Raw genomic sequence first — 11,746 nt, forward strand, 5'->3', positions numbered from 1 at the left:
GGAACCGGTCGCCGCGCTCCCGCGCGCGAACCTACCGCGAGAAGCGCATCATCTCGACGGAGAAGCCGTCGCTGCCTCGGTTCGCCTTGTCGCGCGTCTCGTCGAGCACATCCGCGATGCCGCCCAAACCCTCCGGGCCGATCTCGAACGTGACGCGATCCAGGGTGAGTTGCTCGTCATCGGCATACGCGATGCCAATCGAGGGCCCGCCGGAGCCCCCGCCGCCGTAGCCACCCGTGCCGCCCCAGCCGCCGTAGCCGCCTCGGCAGGCGTGTTCGCCGCCCAGGTCCGGCGCCCGCCCCGGCGGGCCTCCTTGCACGCCTTGCCCGCCCGTCCGGCCTTCACCCCCCCTGCCTCCGGCGCCGCCCCGGCCCGTGATGACGCGCGTTTCCCGCAGGGCCAGTCTGCTGCCCGCGTGGGCGAAGATCGCGATGCTCGCGCCGCCCGCGCCGCAGCCGCGGCCGCCCGTGCCGCCGCAGCCGCCGCCGCCGCCCGAGCCGCCCGACGCGCCGCCCAGCGCCGCGTTGCCGCAGGCGCTCCGGCCGCCCGGCGCGCCGCCGCCCCCGCCCCCCTGGCCGGGCGCTCCCGTGCCGCTCTGGCGGCCGGGCACGCCTTCCCACCCGGCCTCGGTGAGGCGCCCCCCTGGCCGCCAGCGCCGGGCGCGTCCGGCGCACCGTCATCCCCACGACGGCCATCCGCGCACGGGGCGCCGTCCTTCGCGCCCACCCCGCCCAGGCCCGCATCCCTGGGGTTCGGGGGCGGCAGCGGCTTGCCGTCCTCGGCATCGCCACCACTGTCCTGGGTCCCGTCGCCCCCTTTGCCGCCCGTCGACACCAGGTCGCCGCACACGGTCGTCACGGCGGGCGCGCCGGCCACGGTTGCTGCCGAGCAAGCGTCCTTGCCGATCGCTCCGATCACCCCGTGGACAATCAGCGCGGGGAAGGAAATCCCAGAGGAAGGCGGTCCGACTGCTCATTTCCCTGGCTGTCTTGTCGTTCGGATCGCCGCCGCCGCCGAGCCCACCAGCGCCGGCTTCTCCGGAGGTCCAGGTAGCGCTCTCCGTGCGGTGAACGCTGCTGTTCACGCGTGCGGCGGCGACGCCTCCACGCGACACCTGGCCCTCAGAGTCAGTTTCCGGCCGGCTCATCAACATTTCCGCCGAGCATGCGCGTCACCCAAGGCGGCGGAGGCTTTCCACGTACTGAGATCTTTCCATCTGGCTCAAGCTCGATAGATGTCCCCCGGAAGATTGGGGGAATGGGTTGCCCGAATGCGGCAGCGTCCGAACGCGGCCCGGCAACTGGTCTGGAGTACCATCCGATCTGTCGATCAGGAAACTTTCGCCCAATAATCAGTCCGTCGCCGTCGGCCGGCCATTCATCGGGTTCATAGATGCCGATCGTTCCATCCGTGCGCCGGACGATCACAGCCTCGGCATCGCTCTCCAACAGCTCACGATTGCGCTTGACCTCTGGAGACTCAAATTCTTGAGGATTGGGGGTAGATGCGTCAGGGACGTCATGCGGCGCGGTCGCGGGAGCCCGTGTGCTGGTGGCCATGCAGATAGCCAGTTGCACCTTCGTGGAGGCAAGCTCAGTGCGTTCAGCGTTGCAGTCATGGACGGCGGGCGCCGTGTCAGGCGCGGGTGATGCGCTCGCGACCGTTTGGGCTCTAGGTGCATTGCGCGGCACTTCGTATCCGATGACGGCGCCGGCGATGCCGGCCATGAGTGCGAGCGCAAGGGCGATGTAGCGATGAATCGTCATGGTGCATCTCCCTGCTTCGGCTTGACCCTTCCGCCAACCATGCGCTGCACGACAGGATCAGCGGGCTCGCCATTTACCATGATCGTTCCGTCCGGCGCAGTCTCGATGATGGGCTCCATGAAATCGGACGACGCGGAGAAGATGTGGAATGCGGCAGGATCCGAACGTGGTCCGGCATCGGGCCCAGAATACCATCCGATGTCTCCACTTGGTAACTTTCTCGCGACGATTACTCCATCACCGTCGATGGGCCATTCGTCGGATCGATAGACACCGGTCCTCCCGTCATGGTGTTGCACGATCACGGCCTCGGGATAGGTCTTCAAGAGCTTGCGATTCCGCTGGATCTCCTCGGCTCTCGACCTGCGTTGCGGGTCTGTGGGTTCGGATAGCTCGGGAACGCCGGACGGTTCAGCCTCGAAAAAACGCGTATCGAATGCCATGCAGATAGCCAGTTGCGCTTTGGTCGATGCGACTTCGGCGCGTTCAGCCTTGCAGTCATGGCCGGCAGGCGTCGCGGCCGAAGGCGCGGATGATGTGCTCGGCGCCGCTTGGGCGTTTGGTGCATCGTGCGGCACGGCGCGTCCGATGAAGACGCCGACAACGCCGGCAATGAGTATGAGTGCAACCGAGCTACGAATTGTCATGGCGCATCTCACGGCTACAACGGACAGCCTGGGGGTACAGGCTGGCAAACTTCATGGTCCTGATTTGGCCACTCCTGGGGAATGATGCCAACCTGGCACGGCGTCACGAACGTGAATGGATCGGCTTGGGGTGCACAGGTGAATGTCCTGGTTTAGTTGCTCCTGATAGAGACTCATTACCTTTAGCTCGAATAGGATCTCCAGCGTGTCGGCGCCGATGTCCGAGCACTCGGGCCTGAATGTGACGCTATCATAACCAGAGCAATATGCGGCGCAGAAGATGGGCGGGTCCGAATGACAGAAAGGCAGGCCCGAGTTTTGACTAGAAGCTCCGATGCCGGGAGTGCATTCCTTTCCTCCGATTGAGCAAAGAGCAAACATGAGCACCACAGCGCGCAAAACGAATCGCTTCATGCGAATCTCCTTTGGGGGGCAAGCTCACGTCCCGCGCCCCGCACGCGTGACGGGCGGCGATGCATGGCCCATGCGCGGGTCGCTCGCGTCCAGGGAAGCGGCGTTGCATCCGGACCCGACGCGGGCGCTGTCCTGGCGAGCGGCACCGCAGAACAGGCATGGTGAGTGATGTGAATCACAAAACGCAGATGGATCGCCTTGTCCATTCCGAACTTGGCTATGGTTTTCTCGCTGAAGCGCGGCGTCAGTAGTGATCTGGGACACGCAAATGTCCTTGCGATGCCATCCCGCCCCGTGCCCGTACTCCCAAAGTAGGTTTGCGCTCCTGGGCGGAGTACGCGCGGCGCGCGCTCGCCGGAGTGCGTCGACGCCCCCAGGGCCGCGGCGTCCGCGCTGGTGACCGTCTGGACGGATCTCGGCGTCGTTGTCGAGGTGGCGACGGCAGCGCGCCTGGACGCAGGTGGATCGCTATGGCGAGAAGCGCATCGTCTCGGCGGAGAAGCCGTCGCTGCCTCGGTTCGCCGTGTCGCGCGTCTCGTCGTCCACATCCGCGATGCCGCCCGGGCCCCCTGGGCCGATCTCGAACGTGACGCGATCCAGGGTGAGCTGCTCGTCGTCGGCATAGGCGATGCCGATCGAGGGCCCGCCGGAGCCCCCGCCGCCGTAGCCGCCCTTGCCGCCCCAGCCGCCGTAGCCGCCTCGGCAGGCGTGTTCGCCGAGCATGGGCGGATCCAGCCCCGGCGGGCCTCCTTGCACGCCTTGCCCGCCCATCTGGCCTTCGCCCCCCCTGCCTCCGGCGCCGCCCCTGCCCGTGATGACGCGCGTTTCCCGGAGGGTCAGCTTGCTGCCCGCATGGGCGAAGATCGCGATGCTCGCGCCGCCCCCGCCGCCGCCCTTGCCGCCCGTGCCGCCGCACCCGCCACCACCGCCCGAGCCGCCCGACGCGCCGCCCAGCGCCGCGTTGCCGCAGGCGCTCCGACCGCCCGGCGCCCCGCCGCCGCCGCCGCCCCCCTGGCCGGGCGCTCCCGTGCCGCCCTGGCTGCCCGGCACGCCTTCCCAACCGGCCTCCGTGAGGCGTCCACCCTGGCCAGCGGCGCCTGGCGCGCCCGCCGCGCCGTCTTCTCCACGGCGGCCGTCATCGCATGTGGCGCCGTCCTTTGCGCCCACGCCGCCCAGGCCCGCGTCCCCGGGATTCGGGGTCGGCAGCGGCTTGCCGTCCGCTGCATCGCCGCCGCGATCAGGATAGCCATCGCCCCCTTTGCCGCCCGTCGAGACCAGATCGCCGCACACGGTCCTTACGGCGGGCGCGCCGGCCACCGTCGCTGCCGAGCAAGCGTCCCTGCCGATCGCGCCGATCTCCCCGTACGATGCCGGTGGGGCAAAGTACCCCGCGTCCTCGCCGTCTTCGCCTTTCTCGGCACCGTCCGCCTGGATCACGCTCCGGAGCACCTCCACGACCGCGCCCGGCCGGAGCCTCATCGCGATGGACGAGAGGCCCAGCCCCAATCTCCACTCCTGCAGCACATTCATGTCCACGATCGTGGATACGCCGTCGTTCGCCACCTCGCCGTCGCCCTGCGCTGCTACCACGGTGATCGGGACGGCGTTGTCCAACGGTGGTCGGAGCGTTACCAAGAAGTTGGTCATCCTCTCCGTGTGGTGCTTCCACCATGGCCTGGTCCCGAAGCAATCGTAGCCACCCAACAGGTCAATGCCCGAGGGCAGGGTGATGGCCTCGAAGTAATTCTCGTTGCAGACGATCACCCGCCCCCGTGCGCGCGGCGCGATCGCGATCGCATGGGCGAGCGTCTTCACCGGCTCCTCCTTCGTGCCGGGATTGCCGTCGTCCCCCCAGAGAGCGCTCACGAACACCCCGCAGCGGTCTTGCACGCGCCGCGCGGCGAGGCTCTCGAGACACGTCTCCTCCGAGGGCTCGGCCGAGGGGTCTGCGTCGCAGGTGCCGCCCTCCGCGCACGGCGGGGTGGACGTCTCCGCTTCACACCCCAGGGCGGCGGGAGAGGACAGCAGAAGGACCCATGCAGTGGCTGTGAACTTCATGTTCTTCGTTTCCTGTTCATCCCCGCGTGAGCCATCTCATTGGGGCGGCACGACCAGCTCGGGGAAGTCCCAGAGCTGGGCAATCGTGCCGGGCTCCCCCCAGGCTTCTTTCATGGTCGGATCGCCTCCGACGCCACCAGCACCGGCTTCTCCCCAGGCCCACATCGCGCTCTCCGTGAGGTCAACGCTGCTGTCCACGCGTGCAATGACGATGGACACGCCTCCAAGCCCTCCGCCGCCATGACCGCCGTCGCCTCCAGCGCCGCCAGGCCCTCCTGCACAGGCAGAGTAGCTGGTGCCGGTGGAGTTCGCTCCCGCGGCGCCGCCCGCTCTGCCCCGGCCTCCCTCCTGCCCCTGCCCTCCGTGGCCGCCGCGACCCCCATTGCCGGTGATGATGGCGGTCTTGTCCACCAGGACGTGCGCATGCAGGGCGATGATCCCGAAGCTACCGCCTCCGTAGCCGCCACCTCGGCCACCGCGCCCCCCGCAGCCGCCGCCCCCGCCCGAGCCGCCGGATGGTCCGCCTTGCGGATCCACAGGGCGGCACTGCCCGTTCGTTCCGACGCCGCCCCCGCCGCCGCCCCCCTGGCCGATCCCGCCGTTCTGGCCGTCCCGCCCCGAGAAACCCTGCCAGCCGCGCGCGCTGATGCTTCCGTACTTGAGCGGCTCGTCCACGCCCGTCCCGCCGCCGACCCCGTGCGCGCCGGCCTCCCCAGCGCCGCCCTTCTCGCCGGATGTGCAGGTCATCGGCCCGCCCGTTTCCCCTTCGCCGTCCTCCATCGAGCCCGGCCCCGGAGCCGGTGCGCCTGGCTCGCCATCGCCGCCCGCATCGACGTCGCCATCACCGCCCGCGCCGCCGATCGACCTCATGCCGTCCTCGCACACGGTCACCGCCGGTGGAGCGCCCTCGGTCCAGTCCGCCAGGCACCCGGGCGCGCCCGGATGGCCAGGCGCCCCGTCCGGCGCCCGCCATGCTTGCGGAGCGCTCTCCCCATCCGCCCCATCGGCCCCGTTCCCCGCCAGGATCTCGCTCGACACCACGTCCACCGCGGCGCCCTCCCGCACGATCATCCCGATGGCCGACCCGCTCGGCCGCGTCGCGTCCGCCGCCACGAGCCGCACGCCGAACACCGCCGACGTCATGCTCTCCTCGCGCGCCTCCACGACGAGCGGCACCCGCTCCGGTCCCGGCGCGATCTCGGTGAGGCGGTCCTTGCCGCCCCAGGTCCACGCCGCCGTGGCGCAGTCCCGGCCGCCCCAGATCGCGACGCCCGATGGCAGCGTGACCGCCTCCTCGAAGTCCTCCGCGCACGCGTACACCCGCCGCGTCCCCCCGGGCTTCGATGCCTGCTCCACCGCGCGCCGCAGCGTCCTGACGGGCGCTTCCCTCGTCCCGTCGCTCGCGTCGTCCCCGCGCCGCGCGACGAACACCCCGCACCCGTCCTTCGCCGGGCTCGTCGCGGGATCGCCGTCACACGGCGACGCCGGCAGGACGGGCGGCATCTCGCCGGGAAGCGGATGGCACGTGAACGTCCTCGCGCAATCCTCGGCATAATAACACCCGGCGCCCCCCGCGGCGCTCGCGCAGCCGAGCGCGATCATCGCGATCGAACGCAGCCTTCCTCGACGTCGCCCCCCGCGCATCCCCATCGCTCCGCTTCGCCTCACCACACGCCCTGAAGGACGAACCCGGCCTGCATTCCCGTCGTGCTCGGCACCACCTTCACGCGCCCGCGGACCGGCGTCTCGTCGAGGATCCACTTCTCTGCAAGGAAGGAGCCCGCCGTCGCGATCCCGAACACCGCGCCAGTCGCCAGCGCCACGTTGCCAAGCGTGGCGAACAGATCCCGCTCCGCCACGTCGTCGCGGATCTCCACACACGCCGAGGGCGCGTTCGGCCACCAGCATGTCGTCGGCGTCCAGCCTTGCCGGCGGAGCGCCACCTCGCGCTCGGCGGCATCGTCATCGATCACATGGGCCCGCAGCAGGAACACCGTGCCGGCCGCCACCGCGGCCGTCGCCAGCACCGCGCCCCCGATCCGCAGCTCTGTCAGCGGAAGCGCCCGCCGCGCTGCCGGAGGAGGCGACGGGGCCGCCGGCCGCGCCGGGCCGGCGCCTGCCGCCCCCGGCGCGCCGCGCTCCGGCGCGCGAGGCAGCTTCAGGGTCAGCGAGCTGGTCTTGCCCGCCTGCCCGTCGAACGCGCCCACCGCCTCGCCGTGGCCGTCCAGCCGCGCCCGCACGGTGTGCTGCCCCGGCTCCAGGAACAGCTCGTACGTCGGCGCCCGTCGACCCAGCGCCTTGCCATCGACGAAGACCTCGGCGTCCGGTGGACTCACACCCAGGTAGAGCGTCACCACCCGGCGCTCGGCCTTCAGCAATCCTTCTTCGGCCCGCTCCGCCAGCGGGCTGCGGAGCGCGCCGCGGTGTCTCAAGCTCTGCGCCAGGTGGTCTGCCGCGTCTCGATAGCTGCCCAGCGCGAGCTCGCACAGGCCGAGCTCCGCGGCGATCTCGGCGCGCTCCGCGTCGGTCGTCCACGCCGCGTCGGCCGCCTTCAGCGCCGCCTCGTACGCCGCCTCGGCCTCGCCCCATCGCCTGGCGTCGCGCGCCTGCCGAGCACGGCGCAGCAGATCCTCCGCGGTCGATGTCTCCTGCGGCCCCGCAAGCCCATGGGGAGCCTGCGCGCTCGCCACGCCCTCCAGCACCGCGACGACGCCGAGAAAGACGCACGGCAAGACGGAGAGGAGCGCATGGCGCACGCCACGCTGGATACTCCTGCACGCAAGCCCATGTCAACGCGCAGGTTCCCCCACGACCGCCGAGCCGCCTCGTAGTTTCGCCTCGTGGTCCAGTGAGCTCACGATGATCAGAAATCGTCCTCAAGCCACCGGATGCACGAGAATTTCAGCAATGATGATGCAATGCGTGGCTCCGCTCGGAGCGCCTTGGGGACGGAACGAGCATCGCACCCACGCCTGCTCGGCATCCGTTGAGATCCGAAGCGGGCGGAGGTGTGGCGGCGGAGGAGACCTCACCGAGCGCCGGCTCGTCTCTTCGGGATCGCCCGCCGTGGAGCCACTCGCCGCGCCTCTTGCGAGGGCTCGGTCGATTTTTTGACCGTCGGGCCGGGCTAGGATCGTCTGCTGGAGCGTGGACCGACCAACGCCGACCTGCCCTGTACCCGCCCGCGTGAGATCGCTCATCAGCTACGCTGGCGTGCCCGAGCGGGACCGCGATGACGTCGCGCAAGACGCGATGGTGCGGCTCTGGGAGCGGCGGGAGCAGGCCCGATCGGCAAGGAACCCGAGCGCGTGGTGCGACAGCGTCGTCCTGAACACGGCCCGCGATCACCGGCGGGCGTCGCGCAGGCGCGAGGAAGCGCTCACGGGCCTCGACGAGGCGGCGCTCTGCGACGAGCGAGAGAGCCCCGAGGATCACGCCATCGCTCGCCAGGAGGCGGCGCTGGTGCGGCAGCTCATCGAGAAGATCGGCGAGCGGTGCCGCGGGGTTTTCATCGCGTGCGAGCTCCTGGAGCGGCCGATCGCCGACGTCGCCCGAGAGCAGGAGATCCCGCTGGAGACGGCACGAAGTCGGCTGCGCCGGGCCTGGGAGGAGTTCGAAGAGGCGGCGGCCCGCTGGGAAGCGAGGCAACGAGGCCGCGGCGCTCGCCGGCTGCGCGCCGCGCTGTTCCCGCCCTGGCTCCTGGAGCGGTGTTCCTGGCGGCGAGGCGCTCCCGCGCGCTGGATGGCCCGAGGCTTCGCCGTCGCCTGCGCCGCGGCGCTCGGCGCGCTGGCCGTGGGACCGATGAAGCCCGTCGAGCCTCTCCGCCCCTGCTTGACCCCCCTGCTCTCCAGGAGGACGACCGAGCCAGCGACCGGACAGGCCGCGCGGGACCCCGCCGAGCCGGCGCGCGTGAGCGGTGCGCTGGACGGGGCGGTGATGGCCCCTCCGGCGCTGGATGGGGTGGTGACGGCCGGTGCCGTCCCCGCCACGCCGACAGGCTGGCGAGCGGCGCAGCGCCGCCCGAGGATCAGCTCCCGCGAGCAGGAGCTGATCGCCCGCGCACGGACGGCCATGGCGGCCGGTGATGTCGTGTCGCTCGTCGAGGCGCGACGCCTGCTGGAGGAGCACGGGCGGAGATTCCCGCGCGGTCGCCTGGCGGGTGAACGCGAGGCGCAGCTGGCCGGGCTCAGGTGATGACCGCGCCATAGGCATCGCTGCGCACACGACGTGCGCCTTCGTCACGGAGGCGGCGCTGGACCACCGTGGTTCGCGGCCTTCGTCGTAGCGGATTGAGCGCCTCCTGAGAGGGCGTCGCGCGCCGAGCGACGCCCGCAGAGGAGCGATCGTGTCCGCGCGCGGACGAGCGTTCGCGCGGAGCATTCACATTTCACCTGGAGGCGAGCCATGGAGCTCCTGGCGCCGCCCTCGCGAGGGGTGATGATGCATTCCATCAGAACACACGTCTTCGCCGAGGGGGCGGCTCCTCCGGCGCGGCACGACAGGTCGGTTCGTTCGAGCGCATCCGGCGCGCCTCGCACCGCGCAGCGGACGGCAGCGCAGCCGGGACCCCGGAGGAACGAGGTGAAGCCTGCCACGAGCCCGTCTCGGGCTCATGCGTTCCAATGCCTCCTTCAGGGAGAAACGATTCGGCGCGTTCGCCGGTGGCTCGCGCGGCTCCGTGTGCCCGAGCGCGATCGGCACGACCTGAGCCAGGATGTCTTCCTGGCGGCTGTCATGAGCTTCGGCAACTATGACCCCTCGCGTGGCCCGATCGGGCGGTGGCTGAACGGCCTCGCGGTGAACCTGGCTGCACGTTACCACGCGAAGGCTTCTCGGCGGCACGAGGTCATCACGGATCCCGTGGAGCTGAGCGAGGCCGGCGAGAGCGCGACCGCCCTCGAGCTCCTGCTCACAGCGGAGCGGCGGCGCCTGCTGAGATCACTCGTCCGGGAGCTGCCGTTCGAGCTGCGTTCGGTGCTGGTCCAGCGCGACCTCTACGAGATCCCCATGAGAGACATCGCCGAGACGAGAGACGTGCCCCTCAGCACGGCGTACAAGTGGCGCACGAGAGCGCTCCACGGCGCGCAGGAAGCGCTCGCGAGGCGCCTCGCTGCGGAGGAGGAGCGCACCACGAAGCCTCGGGTTCACACGCGACCGGGTGGCAAGGTGAAGCAGCGAGAGAAAGAGCAGCCTCGCGAAACCGGACCGGATTGCCGGCAGGCAGCTGGGCAGCCCCGGGAAACCGGATCCGGTTAGCGGCAGGCAGCTGGACAGGCTCGCGCTGCTCGTGCACGCCTACGATCAGACACGCCGGGCCATCGCCTACCTCCGATGGAACGAGGGGGACGCCGACACGATCGCGCCGTCGCTGTACAAGGGCCGCGGCGGTCGCGCCGCGTCGTCGAGCGATACCGCCGAGGCGCCGGAGGACGGCGCCCCTGCTGGCCCGCCGGCGTCGCCGGGCGCCGCGCCTCCGGTCGTGCCGCGGGACACGGCGGCACCGGCGGTGTCCGGCGCTGCACCGCCCGGCGCGGCGGTGTCCGGCCCAGCGCCCAACGGCGCGTCGCCTGTCGCCTAGTACGACAGCGGTCTCCGCCCCCCTCTGCACCATCCAGAGCCGCAGCAGAGCGGCGGTCACCCGCACAGGAGACACCGCCGGCGGGCGGCCGAGCTGCCGATTGTTGAGCCGTCGATGAGCGGCGATGCGACTGCTCCTTCAGACAATCCCTGCATGGGGGGGCGATGTGCGCTCATGTACCTGCGATTTGCGTTGCCGCCAGCGTGCCTGACGTTGTGCTTTGCGCCCGTATACCTGGCCACGATGGCGGCCAGCACGGCGGGGTAGCGGCTACCGTGAGGACGAACAACGGTGTCACTCTTGCGCAAGCGGTGTTGTGCCGTTGATGGCCTCGCGAAGGCGTGCGAGCGCGCTTGAGCCCGTTCGCCATGGGCGCACCTGCGCTGCAACACCGGTGCTAGGCACATTGACCGCGACTCACGCAGTCGTGTAGCTGTTCCTTGTCGATGCAGATCACCCTCGCCAGAGCCAGGCTGCAGGTCGCGCTGTTCGCCTTGTTGGCGGCCGTCGCGAGCGCCGGGCTCGCCGTCGAGGTGCTCAAGCCGATCCTCAATTTGAGGAGCCGCAGCGGCGTCGTCCCGCTGCTCTCGCTGAGCTACGAGCACAACGTGCCCACGTGGTACACATCGTGTCTGCTGTTCACGTGCGCTCTCACCCTCGCGGCGATCGCCGCCGGTGCCCGCCGCGAGGGCCGGTTCGTGAAGCACTGGTGGGGGCTCGCCGCCGCGTTCCTCTACATCTCGTTCGACGAGGTCGTGCAGATCCATGAAGCGGCGAGCTCCTGGTTCGATCTGGGCGGGGTCCTCTACTTCAGCTGGGTGATCCCGGCGGCCGTCGTGGTGGCGGCGTTCGCGGTCGCGTACCTCAGGTTCCTCGCGCACCTCCCGCGCGGCACCAGGAACCGGTTCTTGCTCTCGGGCTGCATCTATGTCACCGGCGCGCTCGTCCTCGAGCTGCCGCTCGGGTACTGGACCGAACAGGCCGGGAGCAACAACCTCGTCTATGGGCTCATCGATTTCGTCGAGGAGTCGATGGAGATGCTCGGCGTGAATCTCTTCCTGCTCTCGCTCGTCGACCATCTCGGCGTGCAGGGGTGGACGATCGGCTTCTCGCAGGCAGCTCCGGAGCCGCGGCCCGCGGCGGTCGAGCGTGCGGCATGAGCGCCCGAGCCGAGCCCGCGTCTCCTGCGCTCCTCGCCTCACCGGGCAGCGAAGCGTACATCGTCAGCCGCTGGTATGACTGGGCGTTCTTCCTGCTCCCGCGTCGCCCTGCTGCACTTCTGG

At 70.4% G+C, this 11,746-nt stretch carries 10 protein-coding genes; 4 read left to right on the plus strand and 6 right to left on the minus strand.

Translation table 11 applies throughout. The features are described from left to right. Nucleotides 1–31: 31 nt before the first annotated feature. The 6 genes from WMF44_RS27640 to WMF44_RS27665 all read right to left on the minus strand — a co-directional run bounded on the left by WMF44_RS27640 (nucleotide 32) and on the right by WMF44_RS27665 (nucleotide 7,641). Nucleotides 32–610: a hypothetical protein gene (locus WMF44_RS27640; RefSeq protein ID WP_437293032.1), complete on the minus strand. Its 579-nt coding sequence runs from the start codon at nucleotides 608–610 to the stop codon at nucleotides 32–34. Between the two features lie 517 nt (nucleotides 611–1,127). Then, nucleotides 1,128–1,766, minus strand: a complete 639-nt coding sequence (locus WMF44_RS27645) for a hypothetical protein (protein WP_437293033.1) — start codon at nucleotides 1,764–1,766, stop codon at nucleotides 1,128–1,130. Then, the gene (locus tag WMF44_RS27650) at nucleotides 1,763–2,413 is read right to left on the minus strand and encodes a hypothetical protein (RefSeq protein ID WP_437293034.1); all 651 of its coding nucleotides are present in this window, start codon (nucleotides 2,411–2,413) and stop codon (nucleotides 1,763–1,765) included. The genes WMF44_RS27645 and WMF44_RS27650 overlap by 4 nt, the downstream gene beginning before the upstream one ends. 882 nt (nucleotides 2,414–3,295) lie before the next feature. After that, nucleotides 3,296–4,885, minus strand: coding sequence for a hypothetical protein (locus tag WMF44_RS27655; protein WP_437293035.1), 1,590 nt, complete (start codon nucleotides 4,883–4,885; stop codon nucleotides 3,296–3,298). A gap of 36 nt (nucleotides 4,886–4,921) precedes the next feature. Continuing rightward, nucleotides 4,922–6,487 (minus strand): hypothetical protein, encoded by a 1,566-nt coding sequence (locus WMF44_RS27660; RefSeq protein WP_437293036.1) that lies wholly within the window; start codon nucleotides 6,485–6,487, stop codon nucleotides 4,922–4,924. A 62-nt stretch (nucleotides 6,488–6,549) separates the two neighbouring features. Then, nucleotides 6,550–7,641 carry a PEGA domain-containing protein gene (locus WMF44_RS27665; RefSeq protein WP_437293037.1) on the minus strand — a complete coding sequence of 364 codons (1,092 nt, stop codon included), beginning with the start codon at nucleotides 7,639–7,641 and terminating at the stop codon, nucleotides 6,550–6,552. Nucleotides 7,642–8,071: 430 nt separating this feature from the next. Here WMF44_RS27665 and WMF44_RS27670 point away from each other — a divergent pair, with 430 nt between their 5' ends. The 4 genes from WMF44_RS27670 (at nucleotide 8,072) to WMF44_RS27685 (ending at nucleotide 11,623) form a co-directional block, all read left to right on the plus strand. After that, entirely contained in the window at nucleotides 8,072–9,079 is a 1,008-nt protein-coding gene (locus WMF44_RS27670) for an RNA polymerase sigma factor (RefSeq protein ID WP_437293038.1), read from the plus strand. A 246-nt stretch (nucleotides 9,080–9,325) separates the two neighbouring features. Next, nucleotides 9,326–10,141, plus strand: a complete 816-nt coding sequence (locus WMF44_RS27675) for an RNA polymerase sigma factor (RefSeq protein ID WP_437301621.1) — start codon at nucleotides 9,326–9,328, stop codon at nucleotides 10,139–10,141. A 31-nt stretch (nucleotides 10,142–10,172) separates the two neighbouring features. Then, nucleotides 10,173–10,463 carry a hypothetical protein gene (locus tag WMF44_RS27680; RefSeq protein ID WP_437293039.1) on the plus strand — a complete coding sequence of 97 codons (291 nt, stop codon included), beginning with the start codon at nucleotides 10,173–10,175 and terminating at the stop codon, nucleotides 10,461–10,463. Nucleotides 10,464–10,909: 446 nt separating this feature from the next. After that, nucleotides 10,910–11,623, plus strand: a complete 714-nt coding sequence (locus tag WMF44_RS27685; protein ID WP_437293040.1) for a hypothetical protein — start codon at nucleotides 10,910–10,912, stop codon at nucleotides 11,621–11,623. The last annotated feature ends 123 nt before the right edge of the window (nucleotides 11,624–11,746 follow it).

Origin of the sequence: Sorangium sp. So ce426 (assembly GCF_051475585.1) — a bacterium.
GTDB lineage: Bacteria > Myxococcota_A > Polyangia > Polyangiales > Polyangiaceae > Sorangium > Sorangium cellulosum_B.